The following is a 20,038-nucleotide window of genomic DNA, read 5'->3' on the forward strand; positions in this document are numbered from 1 at the left end:
TATTATCATAGGAAAAAGTCAAAAATGAAGTTTCAGGTTGCCGAAAAACGGTTATATTATCTATAACCCTAACCCCAATACACTTTATTAAAAATCCCGCTCGTAGGAGCGGGATTTTTTTCATTTTACAAGCGGCCAACGTTCAAAAAACCTGATTAAGCCCGACATGATGTGGTTCGTCCGTACGTGAAATCCGGACGTCTACTCAGCGCCTTAAGCGTTAACCATGCGGCTCTGTCTTACTTTCTCCTGAAAATCAATTTGCTCCTGCCTGCTCATTTTCTTAAAGTCTTTGATGAATGCTTCATATTTAGGCATAACATCTTTCATCAGCCCGTAGTCGTCGATGCGCCCGTACTGGATCCACAGCGCTTTTTCACAGAATTGTTTCATTTGTCCAATCGAGTGACTGATAAAGAAAATCGTCTTCCCGCTTTTCTTGAACTCATTCATTTTGTCCAGACACTTTTCGGCAAACGTCTGGTCGCCGACGGACAGCGCTTCATCAATGATCAGCACATCAGGATCAATGTGGATCGAGATAGCAAAGCCGAGCCTTGAGCGCATCCCGCTCGAGTATGTTTTAACCGGCTGATCGATAAAATCACCGATATCGGCAAATTCAATGATATCAGGCGTCAGTTCTTTGATTTCATTTTTATTGAATCCGAGCATCAGGCATTTCAGTTCAATGTTTTCTCTTCCGGTCAGCTCCCCTTTCAGACCCGAAGCAATCGCAATCAGCGCCGTTTCTCCCCTTACAGTTATCGTACCCGATGTAGGCGGGACAACGCCGGCAATGATGTTGGACAGAGTTGATTTCCCGGAACCGTTGACACCGATGATGCCGATGACATCGCCCTTGTTTGCCTCAAAGCTGATGTCCTGAAGCGCGTAAAACGATTTGCCGAAGCTCTTTGGAGAAATAAGGTCAAGGATCTTCTCAGAGTTTTTACTGTACATTTTATATTTTTTCGTGACGTGGCTCACGATAACCGATTTTTCCATTATGACCTGTCCACCTTACAGATAGTCTACGAAGTGATCCCTGAATTTCATATGGATCGCTGAACCGAAAATGAACATCAGAATGACGACAGCCCAAAAATAAGCTGTGTATTTTATATGTTCAATGCCGTACCACGATATGCCGAGAAGTGCGGCTCGATACCCCTCGACAAGATAATACATCGGATTGAGCAGCATCACATTCTGCAGAAAATGGGGCAGCTTGGACGGTGCCCACAGAAACGGTGTCAGATAGATCATCATGCGCATCAGCGAAATCAGGATCTGCTGCAGATCGCGGACAATGGTCGTAAGCGTCGACGTAATCAGTGATGCGGACAGCAGAAAGGCCAGCGCCGCAAACATGAAATAGGGCAGTTGAATAATATAGAGACTGATTTTGTAATCCGTAAACTGTAAAATCACGACGACGACGGCTGTTAGCATTAAATGCTGGTAAAATTTCTCGAAAATGATATAGCTCGGAATCGTGCTCATCGGAAAATTCATCTTGGCGATAAACCAGATCCGCGAATAAATGGATCTCCCGCCTTCCATGATGGCCTGATTGAGAAAAAACCAGAGAAAAATTCCGGAAATCAGCCAGACAATGTAGGGAACCTCTAAACCGTGTCCCATATATATTCTCGTATTCCGGCTCAAAATATAGCCAAAAACAAGCCAATAAATAAGAATCTGAATGGTCGGGTTAAGAATGACCCATAACATACCTAAATAATTGTTGCTGTTCTCACTTTTCAGTTCGTAGAGCGACAGCCTTCTGATCAGATAAAAGTTGCCGACCTGCTCTTTAATCACTTTCCAGGCAGATTTCATAGTTTAATCCTTCCGCATCGCTAAAGTCATGCGTATTTTTCATGGCAGGCTCCGCAAAACCTCCATCAAATACTTTAACACAGCTTCGGTAAAAAAGGAAACCCGCCTTAATGTGCCAATGCGGCGCATTCATTATTGAAAAACCGCCTTTTTCAACGTGCATGATTTGCTTTTTCCAGGGAAAACTACCACCAGTTATTCGATTGCCGTTTCTCGTTGCGGCCGGTTTATTTCTTGTTTTCAAGGAGGAAGATCCATGTTCAGCGCCTTTCTGTTTCTCAGCTACTTTCTCCTGCTCTTCATCTTTTTCACGGGCGCCTCCTTGAGATTGGACATGTTTACGCAAATCACGACATACGCGCTTATCCTCTGGACGTGTGTCGTTCCTTTTTGGGTTATCGTGATTGAGGAGCGGAAACAGGAGAAGAAGAAATATCAATCATCCGGGAAAAAGAAACAAGAATCCTAATGTGAGGGACCGTCATGTTCTGGAATAAAAGAAAAAATCAGGAAATGAAACAGGATGAGAGTGCGGCACCTAAGACCATGACAGATTTGCTGCTCCGGCTCAAAGATCACCCCGATTTCTCCCATTATCGGCACAGCCGGGGAAGTTTCCAATGCTGGATATCATTTTTCAATTCGCTCGTCAATGTCGAATCGGTGCACCGTGATGTACTGCCCTTTTTATATGATGAACACGTTCACAGCCTTTCTGATATCCAGGAACGGATACCTGTTGAAAAAGTCGAGCAGACGACGGATCTGAAAACGGTTCAGTCCAAGCTGATGGAAGGAAGCATTATTATTCAGGAAAGAGAGGACAGTCCAAAATGTCTGATTGTTCCGACTGTCTTAAGGGAAAGCCGCCAGGTTGAGCCGCCGGAAGTTGAAACGAGCGTGTTCGGTCCGAAAGAGTCATTTGTCGAAGCACTCGATACGAACATCAGCCTGATGCGAAAGCACATCCCCATTCCGCAGTTCACGATTGAACAAATGCGGATCGGCAAGATCTCGAATACACGCGTCTGTATAGCCTACATCGACGGCGTTGCCAGTAAGGAAAATGTCAATACGGTCCGGCAGCGTCTGCAGGATCTCGAACTGGACCATCTGACAGATACATCGGCTCTTTCCCAGCTGGTTGCCGACAACAGCCATTCGCCCTTCCCTCAGTTTATCGACACGGAACGCCCGGACCGAACGGTTAACGCGCTGTATGAGGGAAAGGTTGCGGTTCTTGTTGACGGGTCGCCGAACGCGCTGATGCTGCCGACAACAATAATTGAGTTTTTTATTGCCTTCGATGATTACTTCATTTCCTGGTATATAGCAACTTTCACCCGTCTCCTGCGCTTGTTCGCTGTCGCTTTTTCCGTCTTCTCTTCACCGATGTATGTCGCCGTGCTTACCTACCATTATCAGCTGATACCAATTGATTTGCTTGGGTCGTTGATCACATCGAGAAGCGTGGTGCCGTTTTCCCCGATGGCCGAAGCCCTTGTACTGGAACTGATGATTGAGCTGCTGCGAGAAGCGGGCGCCCGCCTGCCGACAAAAGTCGGTCAGACGATCGGCATTGTGGGCGGTATTGTCATCGGTACGGCATCTGTACAGGCAGGACTGACGAGCAACGTGCTGCTTATTCTTATCGGGATGTCGGCGCTGGCCGCCTTTACGACACCGAGCTACCGGATGGGTACGACCATCCGTTTCATCCGCTTTCCCTTTATTCTTGCGGCGCAGCTCTGGGGGATGCTCGGCATCGCTCTCTGTTTCGCTTATTTTGTCAGTCATTTGCTGAAACAGACGTCGCTCGGACGCCCGTATATCGAACCGATTTATCCGCTCAGGCTGACCGACCTGAGAGACTCTTTTATTCGTTTACCCAATACTTCTCAGCCGGAGCGCCCGATGCTGCTCAGACCGGAAGATGCCGGCCGTTTCAATAAAAAGCGAGCGAAACAAAAGGTTGGAAAACAGAAAACGGATATTGACGAGTAAACGTCTCGTCCGTCAATCGTACGTCGGCTTGTCAGTCTGACTTGGAGGTGCCGCGTTTTGAAACAATTCCGGATCAATGAAACTCATCAGGTCTCGCCCGTTTACGCCCTTTTCATCATCAAGGGCATGCAGGTCGGAGTCAGTGTGTTTTCCTTTCAGCGTATTGTCTCGCGTGATTCAGAACAGGACGCCTGGATTCCGGTGATGGTCATGGGGCTCAGCACTCTGGTCATCATGTGGATCATGCTCCGGCTTTTGAAAAATGAGCAGGCATACGGTATGCCCGATCTGTTCGCCATGCATCGACGTTTTTTCGGTCCATGGATCGGCAATCTGTTCAGCGCCGTCATCATAGCCTATGAATTTTGCATCGTAATCATCTTTATGCGGGCCTACATCGAGCTCCTTCAAATGTGGGTATTTCCCAGACTGCCGGTCCTAAGTTTCACCGCCATTTTCTGCCTAATTGTCTGGTACATCGTCATGGGCGGGTTCCGGACGATTACAGGCACGTTCCTGCTCAGTTTCATTTACCTTCTCCCTCTCTTTCTAGTTAATAGCTTCAGCGTTACCGAGGCCCATTTTAACAATTTGCTGCCGCTGTTCGACCACTCGCCCGCTGAGCTGGCCCGGTCATTCATCAAACTAAGTCCGTGTTACCTCGGTTTTGAGTCATTACTTTTTTTCTACCCATTCCTTAAACGTCCGCAGCAGGCCGAAAAATGGTGCTATTACGGCCTGCTCACAAGCCTTTCCGTCTATGTAACGACAACGGTTCTTGGAACTGTCTATTTTAGCCAGGGGGAGCTTCAGACGCTGATCTGGCCATTGCTTGATTTTTGGAAAAGCATTCATTTTCCTTTGTTCGACCGCTTTGAATACATTGGCATTGTCTACTGGCTAACCGTTCTGATTCCCAATATTTCTATGGGCGTCTGGATTGTTTCCCGGGGGATCAAACAGTCCGCACCTGTTATCAAGCAAAAGTACGCCCTTGTTCCTGTCCTGCTTCTGCTCATCTTGATCTGTGTGGTGATGAAGGAACGGTCGCAAATTGACTGGCTTAACACGACTGTCTCCCGCGTCGGCCTGTGTATTATTTATATCTATATTCCCTTTCTGCTGTTCTGGCAGTGGATCCTGAAAAAAAAGGAGGGAATGACTCATGAAAAAGAGCTTAGTCATCATCATGATGCTGATGCTGCTCAGCGGCTGCATCGAAGATAATATTATTGACGACATCCTGATGGCTGAAGCAGAGGGTTACGACTATATCGGAAACAATCAGGTGATTGGAACGATCACGACGCCCAACTATGCCCAGGGAGGGGTCAGCGGATCGGGGGGCGGCGGTTTGCCTGCGACAGCGTCCATGATGAGCTCGGCGACAACCGTCACCTATGACGGACGGTCGCTCGCGGAAAACCTGCAGCCTAAAGGCCAGAAAAAAATCAAAGTCGGAAAATTAAGAATCATGCTGTTTAACGAAGCCCTCCTGAAACACGGATTTGAAAAAACAATCCATTTTCGTAATCAGGACCCGGAAGTCGGACGCGATATGTACCTGGCCATGGTCGACGGCAGTACCAAAGATCTATTAACGGCCACCTATCAAACGGCCATCCCCATTTCGCGCTATGTATACGATCTGATTTTCCAGAATCAGCAGCAAAATTTTCCTAAAAACAACCTGTCTACATTTTTGTATAGTTACTACGGGCGCTATGCGGATCCGATGATGCCGATCATTAAACGAGAGAAGGATCATATTGTGCTCACCGGAATCATGTTTTTTAAACATGATAAATATGCCGGACGCATCAACGGGCAGCAAAAAGCATTCATCTTTAAAACATTGGTTGAAAACTTTAAGTTTGGCTTTTATGACTACACGTTTCAACAGAACGAACACGCGGTCCTGGAGAATGTCAGTTCGAGCAGACAATACGTTGTCAAAAACGGAAACAGCGCAACCCCTGATATTTTCGCCACGATTCGAATCACCGGCTATGTGCGGCAGGGAAGTCCTCTTTTGAAGACGAAGGACTATAATTCGACGATCAAACGAGGCATGGAAAAAGATCTTGAAAAACAGATCAAGAAAATGGTTGCGGGATTTCAGAAGAGCGGCATCGATCCGATCGAACTAGGACAGATTGTCCGCAGCTATACCCGCCACTTCGATGGTGCCTCCTGGAGCGACCGCTATCCAAACGCCCGGTTCCACGTAAAAACGAAAATCAATATCGTTGAAACCGGCGTTTCACAGCCAAGGTAATAAAGAAAGCTAAGCATTTTCGTTTATATATCCGGCTAAATAGGATATAATGATAAGATTAACAGGAAAGGGGATTTTGACACATGGGATTTAATCGAGGCCCTCAAGAACCGGTTCCTGAAGCAGAAACGGCTGTCTGGACTTGCACCAGTGAAACATGCTCGGGATGGATGAGAGATGCCTTCTCGTTCGACAGTCATCCGAAATGCCCGCTTTGCCACTCTGAAATGAAAAAGGAAATGAGAATGCTTCCGGTCATTGACTGACCCGTGATACGGAGCCGGCCGCTTCAGTCTGGCAAGCGTTATTCAAACAGTCTTTAACTATAGCAGGATGTTTCTTTTGAAAATCTTTTCACTGGAAGCATCCTGCGTTTCTTTTATACAAAACAGTTCGGTCTGTCGCTTCAGGCGTCATCAATCCCATCACCACAAAAATCGGAGGAAACTCTGATCCCATCACCGATTTCCCCCGGACGGTTTAAGGCTTTATTTTTGTATAATCCTTCAGGCTGTTGCCTTGGATTTTTCTTTGGCAGAAGTTCTTTTTTCCCAAAAACCCGGTCCCCGATACTTTATTCAGCCGAAACGTAATACTTTCTATAAGTACAGAAAAAATGAGAACTTGACCACCCAATTTTTGGGTGAGTTACGATACAATAGACAGGTAGGAACAGAAGGTGATTCTTTGAAGCTGAATAAAATGAAAAGAAAATACGCCGACAGAAGGGGGTGGCGGCGCATCATTGGAAGCCATATGACCCGAAAATCCTTCATGTGGCCTTCGTTTCACGGAGAGGCCGTGCTGCTAAATTTTGACGAAGTGAAAGCTCCTCTTTCGGTCATTTACGGAGGAATCCGTACGAAAACAGTGGATCAGTCCTTTTCCTGGTTGCAGCTTTTTCCTGCCTGCCCGGCCCATTTTGTTCTGACGGCGATGTTTAACGCAGAAAAACAGCTGGTTCAGTGTTACTTCGATGTGACATACCAGGAAGGACGCGATCCGGACGGCGTCCTCTGGTTTGATGATCTTTATCTGGATATCATTCTTTTTCCGGGCCATGATCTTTATCTGGTTGATGAGGATGAACTGACCGAGGCGCTCGACACCGGGATCATCACCCCTGAAATGTATGATCGGGCCTGGCGGACGGCACGAAATCTTGTGAACTTCATTAAAAGCAATCCTGATCATTTTCTCGATCTGGCCCGTGACTTGCGCAGCACATTTAAGGATTAAATGACAGGGGGCTTTCCTGTGACCGTAAAGATAACAGAAATGAAAGAGACTGATTTCCACCCCTACATGCGCCGGATGGTACAGGAATATGCCGTCGAGAAACAGCGGACCGGGACGTGGACGGCAGAAGAAGCGCTGCAGAACGCGATCGACGAGTTCAACCGCCTGCTGCCGCGCGGTTTTTTTACGCCCGACAACCATTTTTTCACGTTCTTGGACGATCTTGGAAGAGGCATTGGGAGGTTATGGCTTTATTATCACCTGAATGATTTAACACGAGACGCGTTCATTTACGATTTTGAAATTTTCAGCGCTTTTCGGGATCAGGGTTTCGGCCAGGCCGCGCTGAATGAGCTTTTTCACTATTGCAGGAGGATCGGTCTAGAAAAACTGAGCCTGCATGTTTTTGCCCATAATCAGCGCGCGATTCACGTCTACCGGAAGCTCGGCTTCACGGCAACAGACATTAATATGTTCAAATATTTGTAATGCCGCTCATATCTGTATAAGACGGCCTCCCTCAGCGCAGTTTATGACTGCAGGAGGTGTTATGCGTGTCTGAGACAAGAAACAAAGAATACAGGGTGAACAAAGGAAAAACAGCATCAAGTGTCAATCCTGCGGGACGGCCGCCGGATGCGCCTGCCGCTCCGTCCTCTAAACTTGAGGACCGTGCACGTAAGGGAAAATAACACCGTGGCTGAAGCCCCGTTTTAAAATGATTAAAAACCGTGATAAAAATGCATCACGGTTTTTAATCATGGTCAATTTTCATACTCTACCAGCGAATGAGCATACTGTTCGGTCTTAATCAAGTGCTTCAAGCAGCAGATCGGCGATGTGCACCGCCCTTACCTGACCGGATTTATTCGCCCGCTCAATCCCCAGCTTCATTTCAAGCAGACAGCCCGGATTCGCTGTAACAATCGTCTTTGCATGTGTTTTTTCAACTTTTTCCATCTTATGGTCGAGAATCTGCATCGCCATATCCGGTTCCACAATGTTATAGATCCCCGCTGAACCGCAGCACGTATTCGCGCCTTCCATTTCTTCATAATGCACGCCTTCAATCGACTTCAGGAGCGTGCGCGGCTCCTCGAACGTCTGCATCACGTTGCGCAGATGGCACGAATCCTGATAAGTCACCGTCTGCTCGGGCAAATGAAGCCTGTACTTGTTCTGAAAGTCAAGATCGACAAGAATCGCAGAAATATCTTTAAGTCTGGAAACAAAATGTTTCGCACGATCAGCCCATTCAGGCTCATCCTTGAGGATATGATCATATTCAATCAAAAAGGCGCCGCAGCCGCCGGCATTCGTAATAATGTAATCGGCCTCTTCCTTCTCAAATGCTTCGATATTCTGCTTTGCCATCTGCTTTGCTTTCTCCAGCTCCCCGCTGTGCCCGTGAAGAGCGCCGCAGCATAGCTGATTCTCCGGAATGACGACGTCACAGCCCGCTTTCTGAAGCAGCTTTATCGTTGCATTATTTGTTGAAAAGAACATCGTGTCCATCAGACAGCCGGCAAATAACGCTGCAGTCGCCTTTTTTTCTCCTTCGTGTTCAAAGAAACGTGGACGCTGTTTTATTTCCTTGCGTTTCGGAACCTCAGGCAGCACTTTCTCCATCGTCGCCATGCTTGAAGGAAAAAGTTCCATGAATCCGATCTTGCGGACCGCTTTGGACAGGCCGCTCCGCTGATAAAATCCGAGCAGGTTTGTCGCTTTTTCCATTCTGTTCTGATGCGGGAACAATTCTTCAAAAATCCCTTTTCTGAGCAGTTTCACCGGTACCGATTGCTTCTTGTTCGTCTGGATGATGCTTCGGGCATCTTCCAATAAACGGCCGTATTTCACACCGGACGGACAAACCGGTTCGCAGGCCCTGCATCCGAGACAGAGATCAAGAGAATGCGCGATGTCGTCGTCCGGCTCAATGACTCCGTCGGTAATCCCCTTCATCAGCGCAATCCGGCCCCGCGGCGAATATTTTTCCTGCTGACCGGTTTCGATATAGGTCGGACAGGACGGCAGACAAAAACCGCAGCGCATACAATTGAGCAGTTCATCATAATCCATTTTCTCTTTGAATTCTTTCTGGATTTTCTTTTTCACTGAGGTCGTCATCATTTTGCCGCCACCATCCTTTCTTTCGACTCATCTGCGAACACTTTGCCCGGATTCATAATATTTTTCGGATCGATCGCCTGCTTGATTCCGCGCATGACTTGCAACCCCGCTTCTCCGAGCTTCCATTCCAGATAGGGTGCTTTCGTCATGCCTATCCCGTGTTCTCCAGTGAGCGTGCCGCCCAGTTCAATCGCTTTCTCGAATATTTCGGAGAATGCTGCCTCGACACGCTGCATCTCATCTTCGTTTCGCGAATCAGTCAGGCAGGTCGGATGAAGGTTGCCGTCTCCAGCATGACCAAACGTCGAAATCCGCACATTGTATTTTTCAGCAATTTCCGATATTGCCCTGACCATTGTCGCGATTTCCGAACGGGGCACTGTGGCATCTTCCAGGATTGTGGTCGGCTTCAGCCTGGCGAGTGCGCTCAGCGCCGATCGTCTCGCTGTTGCCAGCTTTTCCGCTTCTTCTTCGGAAGCGGCAAGCTGAACATCCACGGCCTGTTCGCTGCGGCAGATCTCCGCGATTTTCTTAATGTCCCGGTCAACGATCTCCTGCGGTCCGTCCTGGACAATCAGGAGAATGGCTTTGACATCGGTCGGCAGCCCGATGTGGGCGAAATCTTCGACCGCCCGCAAGGTGTCTTGATCCAGAAACTCAAGCGTGGCCGGTATCATTTTATTCGCTATAATTTTAGAAACCGAGCGGCCGGCCGCCTCGATATCCTGATACAGCGCGAGAATCGTTTTCTGTGCTTCCGGCTTGGGAATAAGCTTCAACGTGGCTTCCGTGATCACGCCGAGCGTGCCTTCCGAACCGATAAAAAGACGCGTCAGATCATAACCCGCAACATCCTTGGTCAGTTTTCCTCCGGTTCGGATCAGTTCGCCGTTTGGCAGGGCAATCTGGAGCGCCATGACATAATCGCGCGTCACGCCATATTTCAGTCCGCGAAGGCCGCCCGAATTTTCACTGATGTTTCCACCGATTGTCGATATTTTCATGGAACTCGGATCCGGCGGATAGAAGAGCCCTTCCTTTTCTACCGTATCGCAGATGGTCTTTGTGATGACACCCGGCTGTACCGTCACCGCCAGATTTTCCTTGTCCAGTTCCAATATTTTGTTCATGCGTTTAACCAGCAGGACGACTCCGCCTTTGACGGGGCAGGTATCCGCGCAAAGATTGGATCCTGAACCTCTTGAATAAACAGGCGTTTCCGTTTCGCTGCACAGTTTGAGAACTGCGGCCGTTTCTTCCGCATTTCCGGGTGCGACGACAAGATCAGGGAGCGACTGATAATTCGGTGTCGCGTCATAAGAATAAACCAGCCTGCCGCTTGTTGTATCGTCAACATTTTCTGTTCCAACAATATCGGCGAGCTGCTCTTTCAGCTTGTTTAATTTCTTTTTAACTTTTACTGAAGACATGTTCTCTCCTCCGTTTCTTTTGCTGTAAAGTTTGTCTCCTCTATTTTTTGTCTAATTCACGTTGTTTTTGTGACGATATTGTGTCTGTTTAGTAACATTATAATTTAATAGTTCTGTTTTTTCTATGTTTATATCATCAAAAATAGCGCTTTCATTCACGTAATTTTTGTCTGATCATCTAAAAACATCAAGGCAAGATAAAGAACAACACGGCTGCGCATGTCTCTCGTGTCCAGGCCCGTTTCCATCTGCAGCTTTTTCAACCGATAATGCAGCGTGTTGATGTGAATATGCATGACGTCGGCCGTTTCTTTGAATGAGAACCTGTGGGCGAATAGGTTTCGTAATGTACCAAGCAGTTCCTGATCCGACAGCACGCTGCCGATCACGCGTTCAATAAATAGCTTCTTCGTGTCTTTATCCAAGCCGTCGCTGATCATTTCCAGTGTCAGATCTTTGTCATACATGATCGGCCGCAATTTGCCGGTCACGTTCAGCGCGCGTTTGGCCTGGTGAAAAGAATACTTCAATTTTTCTGCGGGGAGAGCTGAACCCACGCCGATCGTCGACTGTTCTCCCGTCCATTTATTAATGCTGAACGCCCATTTTTCGACCTGACCCGGCAAATCACGCTGCTGATCGGATACGTCGGCCAACAGCAGCAGGTGATCATTTCCCCAGCGAACAAGGATATCATCCTTCTCCAGGTCAAGAAGTTCCTGCAACACGGCAAGCGTCCGGCCATCCTCCTTCCCGCTAGGTTTGGGCACTCGTATGAAAACGACCTGGCGATCACAATGGAGATTGACATTCAGTATCTTTGCTAGGCTGAGAAACGAGTCATCCCATTCACGGTTATTCAGCCAGTCAAACGCAAATCCTTCTAGTGTCCGTTCGCGAAAATCCAGCTGTTCCTGATAGTAGCTTTCATGAATAAGCAGTTCCGTCATTTTCTGCAGAAGATGGCCGTAATTGGCAACTTTCTCCGGTTTTCCAGTGATGCCGATCACACCGACGACGGTATTCTGAAAAAAGATCGGCAGATTGATCCCGGCCCGGACGCCCCGCCACTGTCCGGCCGTTTCTTGGGTAATGATCAGCGCTTCTTTTCTTTCAATCACCAGGCGCGCCCCTTCATGAAGCTGCCCCAGCCTCTCTCCATCGGTACTTGCAATAATGATGCCGTTCCGGTCCATGACGATGATGCTTTCCTCAGTAAGCAGCCGGACTTCTCCGACGATTTTCTGCGCAAGCTGTGCTTCCAGCATAATCAACACTTGCCTTCCTCTAACTACTTCTTATTATAAAGGATAAAGCGCTTTCTGCCGAATAAAGAGTGTTTTCGCTGAAAAATCGGTATTGGAAAAAATAGTTGACTCTTTTTGGGTAAAAAAAACGTCTCCTTTGTATGTCAGGCATACGAAAAAGAGACGTTTTTTCTTTGCGGCGGAACTTTCTGATTCCGCCATCCTGGTGATTCACAACGGTTTATCTGACCACATCATAACCTTGGTCTTCTACAGCGTCTTTCATCTGTTCAAAGTTTACTTTTTGTTCGTCATAGCTGACATCCACTTTGCCGGTTTCCAGATCGACGGAAACGTCGGAAACGCCGGCCAATCCCTTAAGCGCGCCTGAAACAGCCATCTTGCAGTGACCGCAGCTCATGCCTTTGACTTCCAGAGTTCTTTCTGCCATAAGATCACCTCCTTCGAGACAGTGATGAATCAATTGAACAGCTTGTGCATGCCTGAATAGGGCATAGCTAGATGCGGATGCGCTTCAATCTCAGACTGTTTGAAACGACCGATACGGAGCTGAAGGCCATAGCCGCTCCGGCTACCCATGGGGCAAGCAGACCGAGCGCTGCGACGGGAATTCCGATGGCGTTGTAGAAAAGCGCCCAGAACAGGTTCTGCCGTATGTTGCGCATTGTTTTCCGGCTCAGATCCAGCGCCTTGGCCACATGTTTCAGATCACCGCCGACCAGCGTAATGTCGGCCGCCTCAATCGCCACATCGGTGCCCGTTCCGATCGCCATGCCGATATCGGCAACAGCCAGGGCGGGTGCATCGTTGATACCGTCGCCGACCATTGCTACGTTCAGCCCTTGTTTCTGGAGCTCTTTTACTTTTTCCGCCTTTTCTTCCGGAAGAACTTCCGCGAAAACATGGTCGATCCCCGCTTTTCGGGCAATCGCCTCCGCTGTCTGTCTGTTGTCACCGGTGATCATGTAGACTCCGAGGCCCCGCGCCTTCAGATCGGCAATCGCCTGTCTTGAAGAATCCTTGATTGTATCGGCCACTGCAATAACCGATTGCAGCCGACCGTCCGCTGCGGCAAACATGACCGTCTTTCCATCGGATTCGAGTGTCCGCGCATCCATGGAAGCCATGCGGATGTCGATTTTCTCCTGACTCATTAGGCGCCGGGTACCGACCGCCAGCTTGTGGCCGGCGACTTCGGCGGTGATGCCGTATCCGGCATGTGCTTCAAAATGCTCAGGTGCGGGAAAAGTATGGATGCCCTGATTTTTTCCGTAAGAAACGATCGCTAAAGCAAGAGGATGTTCGCTGGCGTTTTCCGCAGCAGTTACCAGCGTCAGTAACCCGCGCTGATCCATGTCGCCGAATGTGACGATGTCCGTGACTTCGGGTTTTCCGTTTGTAATGGTTCCGGTCTTATCGAACATGATCGCCTGAAGATTCTGTGTGGCTTCGAGATATTCGCCGCCCTTGAAAAGAATGCCGTTCTCAGCCCCTTTGCCGGTCCCGACCATGATTGATGTCGGCGTTGCCAGACCAAGCGCGCACGGACAGGCAATGACGAGCACGCTGATCGCGGCTGTAAGCGCTGGTGTCAGCTCGCCCGGGTAAATGGCTGATATCCAGATGACAAAGACAAGAACCGAAATTGCGATCACTATCGGAACGAAAACACCCGAAATATTATCGGCGAGCCGCTGAATCGGCGCCTTCGATCCCTGCGCTTCCTCAACGATCCTGACGATGCCTGCGAGGGCGGTATCCTTGCCTACCTTTTCCGCTTTCATGATCAATGAACCGTTAGCATTGACGGTCGCGCCGATCACCTTGTCGCCTTTATTTTTTTCCACCGGCAAGGATTCGCCGGTAATCATCGATTCGTTCACTGATGACTGTCCGTCTACAACGATACCGTCAACGGGGATTTTTTCTCCCGGACGGACACGGAGCAAGTCGCCGGGTCTGACTTCATCAACAGATACCTTCCGTTCGCTGCCGTTTTCAATCAGGGTCGCCTCTTTCGCCTGAAGTTCCATCAATTCGGTAATAGCCGTTGTCGTCTGTCTTTTCGCGCGGGCTTCAAGATACTTTCCAAGCAGAACAAGCGTAATCAGAATCGCGCTGGTCTCAAAGTAGAGCGCGGGATTTGCAATTCCGGCAAACTGATAGCGAAACGTTCCGACCACGCTGTAAAGATAGGCCGCACTCGTGCCGAGGGCCACGAGCACATCCATGTTGGCGCTTTTATTGAGCAGCGCCCGCGCTCCCCCGTGGTAGAACTGCCAGCCAATGTAAAATTGAACGATGGTCGCAAGCGTGAACTGGAACCATGGATTCATCAGCAGTGACGGCATGGGCATACCCGTTTTGAAGGGCAGATGTCCGACCATCGTATAAAGAAGCGGAAGAGACAGCAGGACCGACAAAATCAATTTGTTCCTTTTTCTGTTAAGCTCTTTATTTTTTTCACTATCCCCTGAATCGTTCTGGGGAACGGCTTCGTAACCGAGTTTTTTTACTTTATCAAATATTAAGTCCGGTTCCGCAATCCCGGGCTGATAGATGATCGTGCCGGTTTCCGTCGCAAGGTTCACTCTGACGGAAGAGACGCCGGCCATCCGGCTCAGCCCTTTTTCGATCCGCGCGGCACATGAAGCGCAGGTCATGCCGCGAATCGCAACATCGAGACGCTTTTCACGAACACCGTAGCCAAGTTTTTGAATTTTTTCAGCGACATCTTCCGGCTTTGTCTGATCTTCATCCAGCGTGACCTGCGCATTCTCAAGCGCCAAATTGACATTCGCCGTGACCCCGTCCATCTTATTTAGCATTTTCTCAATTCTGTTTGAACAAGAGGCGCAGGTCATGCCCGTGATACCGATCTGCATTTCCTTTTTTTTAGCCATATTCGCACCCCCGATCCTCTATTTTTAAAAAAGTTTCAAAACCTTTAACAGTTCATCAACCTGGTCGTTTCCGTGGCCATCTTCAATCGCCCGGGAAACACACGTTTTGGTATGTCGTTCGAGCACGGAGAAACCAATTTTTTTCAGGGCGGCCTGAACAGCGGACAGCTGAATCAGAATGTCGACACAATAGCGGTCGTCCTCAACCATCTTCTGCAATCCGCGCACCTGACCTTCCACTCGTTTCAGCCGATTGACAATCCTTTGCTTCTCTTCGGCTGTCCGCGGTTCGGCCGGCGACCTTTCCGGCTGCAAGCTGAGTTCTGTATCTTCCCGGGAGCAGTGGCAGTCATCAAATTGATTCATTCGATTTCCTCCCTTCCTCGTTCATCATACCCCCATAGGGTATTTTTATCAAGCAAAAAACTTAAAAATAAAAAATGATTATTCCGTTAGCTCATGATCAATCATTGTCTGTGTTGCTGAACTGCCGATACGCAGGTGATAGAAAAGTTCCACGCCGCTTAAGCCTTTAGGGAATCGGCCCAAAGTGCGAAAGAATCATTCAGAACGCAAAGATTATCGGTGAACGGCGATATTTTCCGCTGAGCGGCGATATATTTTCGTGAACGGCGATATTTTCTGCTGAGCGGCGATATATTTTTGCGAAGGGCGATATTTTCTGCTGAGCGGCGATATATTTTCGCGAAGGGCGATATATTCCGCTGAGCGGCGATATATTTTTGCGAAGGGCGATATTTTCTGCCGAGCGGCGATATATTTTCGTGAACGGCGATATTTTCTGCTGAGCGGCGATATATTTTTGCGAAGGGCGATATTTTCTGCTGAGCGGCGATATATTTTCGTGAACGGGGGATATATTCCGCTGAGCGGCGATATTTTTTCGCGAAGGGCGATATTTTCTGCCGAACGGCGATATATTTTCGTGAACGGCGATATTTTCTGCCGAACGGCGATATATTTTCGTGAACGGCGATATTTTCTGCTGAGCGGCGATATATTTTTGCGAAGGGCGATATTTTCTGCCGAACGGCGATATATTTTTGTGAAGGGCGATATTTTCTGCCGAACGGCGATATATTCCGCTGAACCCCATGATGGCGAAGCCAAAGGCTTAGTTGCGGGGGCCAGGACGGCCTAATGCCGAACATGCCGCAGGACGCGGCGATCTGTTCGGTCGCTTACACTGATCCTTAAAATTTTTATACTTTCCTATAGTGAATAAAAAATGTCCGCAAGAATTCTTTCTCCTGCGAACACTGTACAGTTCTGTTTTGCCCTGAGAATCAACCGAAAATGCATGGACTGTTCCGCGGTGATTGCCCGGTTCAGGGGGTATTGCCTGTTCTCTCTATTTTTTGGGTGCCGTTATTTTGTAAAGGCGGGTATTTATCCAATTTTTCTCCTGAAATGCCCGGCGTCGTCATCTCATAAGGATTGAGGATGGCGCTCAGTTTTTCTTCCGGAAGCACTCCGTTCTTGGAACATATTTCACGAACCGGTTTCCCTTTTAAGATCGCTTCACGGGCGATCCGGGAAGCCGTTTCATAGCCGATATGCGGACTGAGTGCCGTGATCACACCAACACTGTTTTCAACATGGGCTCGCAGACGTTCTTCGTTGGCCTCAATGCCGCTCAGGCAAAAGTTTGTAAAAGAAAGGAAGGCACGGTCCATAATCGTCAGCGACTGCAGCAGATTGAACACGAGCACCGGTTCCATCACATTCAATTCCAGCTGCCCGGCTTCGGAGGCCATCGAAATCGTCAGATCGTTGCCGGCCACCTGAAATGCGACCTGGTTAATCACTTCAGCAATGACGGGATTAACCTTTCCAGGCATGATTGACGACCCTGGCTGACGGGCAGGCAGAGCAATTTCACCGAAACCCGCTCTCGGACCTGAAGCCATCAGACGTAAATCATTGGCAATTTTCGACATGTTGATCATGCATATTTTCAGTGCGGCTGAAACTTCGGTATAGACATCCGTATTTTGTGTCGCATCGACAAGATCTTCTGCCTCTTCCAAAGGCAGGCCGCTGATCCCCGCCAGATAGACCGCAACGCGTTCCCTGTACTTTAAATTGGCATTCAGACCGGTTCCGACCGCTGTCGCACCCATGTTCACTTTACAGAGATCACGGCCCGAGCTCCTAATCCGTCCGATGTCCCTTGCTATGGCCTGACCATACGCCGCAAACTCCTGCCCAAGCCGAATCGGTACGGCATCCTGAAGATGTGTACGTCCCAGTTTAACGATAGAATCAAAGGCCTTCGCTTTTTCCAGAAACACGTTGTGCATGTCTTTCATCGTCTGCAGAAGTTTTTTCAAAAGCTGAAGCGATGCAATATGGGTCGCCGTCGGAAAAACGTCGTTTGTCGACTGGGACATATTGACATGGTTGTTCGGGCTTATTCCGGCATAATCGCCCTTCTTTTTTCCGATTAACTCCAGAGCCCTGTTCGCAATCACTTCGTTGGCATTCATGTTTATCGACGTTCCCGCCCCGCCCTGAATCGGATCCACGATAAACTGATCATGCCACCTGCCGGCAATAATTTCCTCCGCGGCCTGAGCAACAGCCCGGCCAATTTCCGGATTCAGAAGTCCGGCATCCATATTTGCCATAGCTGCCGCTTTCTTTACAACAGCCAGTGCTGTAATTAACTCATCATGTATTTGATACCCTGTGATCGCAAAATTCTCGGCAGCGCGCAGTGTCTGAATCCCAAAATAAGCGTCTGCCGGAACTTCCCGTGAACCGAGAAAATCATGTTCCGTCCGCAAATTGATGTTTGCCATGGCCCTCTTTCCTTCATACGAAAAATGAATAGCTGATATCTCCATCAGCAATATACGTAATCAATAAAACTTTAGTGAGTTTATAGAGAAAAAGCGGCCAATTCACCCTATATGGTATAAAATAAAACGGACAGTTACCCACAAGTCGATATATTTTATAATTTTCCAGACAACGAGAAATATATCTCAAACCTTTTAAAAAAAGTATCTCCGTTTCCATCGTGCTATTTAAAGATAAATGAAGCGATGATGAACAGCACAAGAGCAATCCCAGCTCCGATTGTTGTCGGTATCAGTTTCCATTTACAATATTTCATGACCTCCATATCCATCATCGTACACAAGGTCACACTGTTGTCGCTGAGCGGGGAACAGGTCGCACCATAGGTTCCGCTTGCAAAGACGGCACCTGTCACAAGAAAAAGGTTCGCCCCGGATTGATGAGCAAGTGTGATGCCCAAAGGCATTAAAAGACCCCATGTTCCCCAGGAGGAACCAATGAAGTAGGACAGGAAGACGCCAAGGACAAATAGGATCGGAGCGACAAAATGAGGAGGAATCCATCCGCTGATATGCTCGGTTATATACTGAGAAAAACCAAGATCAGTGGAAACGTCTGAAACGCCCCAAATAAGGGCCAAAAGGACAATGACAGACATCAGCTGATTGCCTCCGTTTATGAAATGGGTGACCACTTTGGCAATCGGGAATTTTTGAAACATGACCAGAACAATCGTTAGAATCAGGGTGATGAGTACCGATTCAAGCATGACATCCAATTCATTCACTTTCAGGAAAGCCTCGGTAAAAGAATGCGCTTTTGTTCGGCCATTCCACCAGCTTAAAAAAAGTGTAAGACAAACTAAAAGTACGATTGGAATAATCAGATTGTTAGGTTTTGAAGGTGTATTCTCTTCTTCGCCATTTTGATTTCCTGCATCATTTATCTCAGGTCGATCAGACGGATTGGCTGCGCCCAAATGACGGGCATACTCTTCATGATACAGCTGGCGATAAGGATCATCAGTTCTCATTTTTTTTGGACTGGAAGTATTTAATGGTGCATTGGCCACTCTTCCCTTCACGGTTTCCTTTATATCATCCATTTTCCCAATGGTTGTCGGATTTGAAGGTGATGAAGAATGAGAGATTTCAGCTTGTCCAGTCATCGGATTTATAGGCCCTGTACCGACTTTATCGTATTCGTTAGTTTGCAGAGTCGTTGGCGCTATTTTGGGATTGTTTTGACCGGATAAAAAATGCTCCAGACGCGTTTCGTGAATATCGGAAAAATCATCAGGTTCAGCTGCCATTTCCGGATTTGAACGTAAATCATTATTAGGATGGGGTGGCACTCTATCCGATTTTTTCTGACTGAGACCGGCAATGGGCTCTTTTTTGTTTTTAGGCTGCATAAAAAAAGTGTAGTAGAGCCCGATCAGTATGATCGCATACGAAAAAAAGTTAAAAGGAATGCTCTTGATATAAACCGTATAGGGCTGCGCGCTGATTCCATTTTGTTTGAATGAGGTATTGATTAAACTGACCATATAGCCAACAAATGCTGTTGCAATGGGCACAAGAGTAACAACGGGATTTGAGGTTACATCGATGATAAACGCAGCCCTTCGCTTTGACATTTTCAGCCGTTCCTGAAGGGCTTTAATAATAGGGGCTACTGTGACTATCCGGAAATCAGGGTCGCTGAAAGTCCCGAGAGTGGAAATCCATATAAGCGCCATGGCGCCTTTTTTTGTTTTTATTCTTTTTGTGACTAAATCAACAAAGCCTTTAATTCCGCCGGCCATTTTTATGACGCTGAGAAGCCCTGAGAAACCATACAAAAACAAAATTATTTTTACGTTGTTTGGTTTGACAATAGCCAGCAATATGTAATCAAGAAATTTACGAATTCCGCCAAAAAATGAGGGTTCGATGATATAACTGCCGACAAGCAATGCTACAAATAAACCCGGTTGAACCTGACGTGTAAATATTGATATCGGAATGACCAAAAGAAATGGGATAAGCGATAACCAAGATGGATGCATACGGGCTGCCTTCCTTAAGCTAAGATTCTTTATGAGTATGGCATTAGGCAGGTAGAATTATGCAA

Annotated in this window: 20 protein-coding genes; 8 read left to right on the top strand and 12 right to left on the bottom strand. The window is 47.8% G+C overall.

Going from position 1 to position 20,038, the window contains the following annotated elements; translation table 11 throughout:
• Nucleotides 1-213: 213 nt before the first annotated feature.
• Genes tagH through IEX81_RS01600 form a run of 3 tightly spaced genes read right to left on the bottom strand, consistent with a single transcriptional unit; the run spans nt 214 to nt 2,089 of the window.
• A complete protein-coding gene (tagH, locus tag IEX81_RS01590) occupies nt 214-1,008 on the bottom strand; it encodes a teichoic acids export ABC transporter ATP-binding subunit TagH (RefSeq protein ID WP_188801184.1) in 795 nt (264 codons plus the stop codon).
• Nucleotides 1,009-1,023: 15 nt separating this feature from the next.
• Nucleotides 1,024-1,845 carry an ABC transporter permease gene (locus tag IEX81_RS01595; RefSeq protein WP_188801187.1) on the bottom strand — a complete coding sequence of 274 codons (822 nt, stop codon included), beginning with the start codon at nt 1,843-1,845 and terminating at the stop codon, nt 1,024-1,026.
• Entirely contained in the window at nt 1,820-2,089 is a 270-nt protein-coding gene (locus IEX81_RS01600) for a hypothetical protein (RefSeq protein WP_188801189.1), read from the bottom strand. The genes IEX81_RS01595 and IEX81_RS01600 overlap by 26 nt, the downstream gene beginning before the upstream one ends.
• A gap of 12 nt (nt 2,090-2,101) precedes the next feature.
• On the opposite strand from IEX81_RS01600, the gene IEX81_RS01605 reads away from it, so the two are divergent.
• From IEX81_RS01605 to IEX81_RS01640, 8 genes are all read left to right on the top strand, one after another.
• Nucleotides 2,102-2,314 carry a hypothetical protein gene (locus IEX81_RS01605; RefSeq protein WP_188801192.1) on the top strand — a complete coding sequence of 71 codons (213 nt, stop codon included), beginning with the start codon at nt 2,102-2,104 and terminating at the stop codon, nt 2,312-2,314.
• Between the two features lie 14 nt (nt 2,315-2,328).
• A complete protein-coding gene (locus IEX81_RS01610) occupies nt 2,329-3,849 on the top strand; it encodes a spore germination protein (protein WP_188801194.1) in 1,521 nt (506 codons plus the stop codon).
• Between the two features lie 57 nt (nt 3,850-3,906).
• Nucleotides 3,907-5,076 carry a GerAB/ArcD/ProY family transporter gene (locus tag IEX81_RS01615; protein ID WP_188801196.1) on the top strand — a complete coding sequence of 390 codons (1,170 nt, stop codon included), beginning with the start codon at nt 3,907-3,909 and terminating at the stop codon, nt 5,074-5,076.
• Complete coding sequence (locus IEX81_RS01620; protein ID WP_188801198.1) at nt 5,015-6,127, top strand: Ger(x)C family spore germination protein; 1,113 nt, start codon at nt 5,015-5,017, stop codon at nt 6,125-6,127. Before IEX81_RS01615 ends, IEX81_RS01620 begins: the two co-directional genes overlap by 62 nt.
• Before the next feature lie 83 nt (nt 6,128-6,210).
• On the top strand, nt 6,211-6,393 hold the full coding sequence (locus tag IEX81_RS01625; protein ID WP_188801200.1) for a cold-shock protein: 183 nt from the start codon (nt 6,211-6,213) through the stop codon (nt 6,391-6,393).
• 421 nt (nt 6,394-6,814) lie between these two features.
• Complete coding sequence (locus tag IEX81_RS01630; RefSeq protein WP_188801203.1) at nt 6,815-7,366, top strand: ribonuclease FAU-1 family protein; 552 nt, start codon at nt 6,815-6,817, stop codon at nt 7,364-7,366.
• A gap of 18 nt (nt 7,367-7,384) precedes the next feature.
• Nucleotides 7,385-7,855: a GNAT family N-acetyltransferase gene (locus IEX81_RS01635; protein WP_188801205.1), complete on the top strand. Its 471-nt coding sequence runs from the start codon at nt 7,385-7,387 to the stop codon at nt 7,853-7,855.
• Between the two features lie 65 nt (nt 7,856-7,920).
• The gene (locus tag IEX81_RS01640) at nt 7,921-8,058 is read left to right on the top strand and encodes a small, acid-soluble spore protein L (protein WP_188801209.1); all 138 of its coding nucleotides are present in this window, start codon (nt 7,921-7,923) and stop codon (nt 8,056-8,058) included.
• Between the two features lie 115 nt (nt 8,059-8,173).
• Here the strand turns inward: IEX81_RS01640 and IEX81_RS01645 are convergent, their stop codons facing one another.
• The 9 genes from IEX81_RS01645 to IEX81_RS01685 form a co-directional block, all read right to left on the bottom strand.
• Nucleotides 8,174-9,496 (bottom strand): (Fe-S)-binding protein, encoded by a 1,323-nt coding sequence (locus IEX81_RS01645; RefSeq protein WP_188801211.1) that lies wholly within the window; start codon nt 9,494-9,496, stop codon nt 8,174-8,176.
• Nucleotides 9,493-10,926, bottom strand: a complete 1,434-nt coding sequence (glcD, locus tag IEX81_RS01650; protein ID WP_188801213.1) for a glycolate oxidase subunit GlcD — start codon at nt 10,924-10,926, stop codon at nt 9,493-9,495. The genes IEX81_RS01645 and glcD overlap by 4 nt, the downstream gene beginning before the upstream one ends.
• Before the next feature lie 155 nt (nt 10,927-11,081).
• Nucleotides 11,082-12,194: a CdaR family transcriptional regulator gene (locus tag IEX81_RS01655; protein WP_229727438.1), complete on the bottom strand. Its 1,113-nt coding sequence runs from the start codon at nt 12,192-12,194 to the stop codon at nt 11,082-11,084.
• A 220-nt stretch (nt 12,195-12,414) separates the two neighbouring features.
• Nucleotides 12,415-12,624, bottom strand: coding sequence for a copper chaperone CopZ (copZ, locus tag IEX81_RS01660; protein ID WP_188801217.1), 210 nt, complete (start codon nt 12,622-12,624; stop codon nt 12,415-12,417).
• A 67-nt stretch (nt 12,625-12,691) separates the two neighbouring features.
• Nucleotides 12,692-15,097 carry a heavy metal translocating P-type ATPase gene (locus tag IEX81_RS01665; protein WP_188801220.1) on the bottom strand — a complete coding sequence of 802 codons (2,406 nt, stop codon included), beginning with the start codon at nt 15,095-15,097 and terminating at the stop codon, nt 12,692-12,694.
• A gap of 24 nt (nt 15,098-15,121) precedes the next feature.
• Complete coding sequence (locus IEX81_RS01670) at nt 15,122-15,463, bottom strand: metal-sensing transcriptional repressor (RefSeq protein ID WP_188801229.1); 342 nt, start codon at nt 15,461-15,463, stop codon at nt 15,122-15,124.
• A gap of 199 nt (nt 15,464-15,662) precedes the next feature.
• A complete protein-coding gene (locus IEX81_RS01675; RefSeq protein ID WP_188801231.1) occupies nt 15,663-16,214 on the bottom strand; it encodes a hypothetical protein in 552 nt (183 codons plus the stop codon).
• Between the two features lie 232 nt (nt 16,215-16,446).
• Entirely contained in the window at nt 16,447-17,922 is a 1,476-nt protein-coding gene (gene aspA / locus IEX81_RS01680) for an aspartate ammonia-lyase (protein ID WP_188801232.1), read from the bottom strand.
• A 224-nt stretch (nt 17,923-18,146) separates the two neighbouring features.
• On the bottom strand, nt 18,147-19,973 hold the full coding sequence (locus IEX81_RS01685; protein WP_229727422.1) for a Na+/H+ antiporter NhaC family protein: 1,827 nt from the start codon (nt 19,971-19,973) through the stop codon (nt 18,147-18,149).
• Nucleotides 19,974-20,038 lie beyond the last annotated feature (65 nt).

The sequence above is a fragment of the Sporolactobacillus putidus genome (assembly GCF_014647035.1).
Lineage (GTDB): Bacteria > Bacillota > Bacilli > Bacillales > Sporolactobacillaceae > Sporolactobacillus > Sporolactobacillus putidus.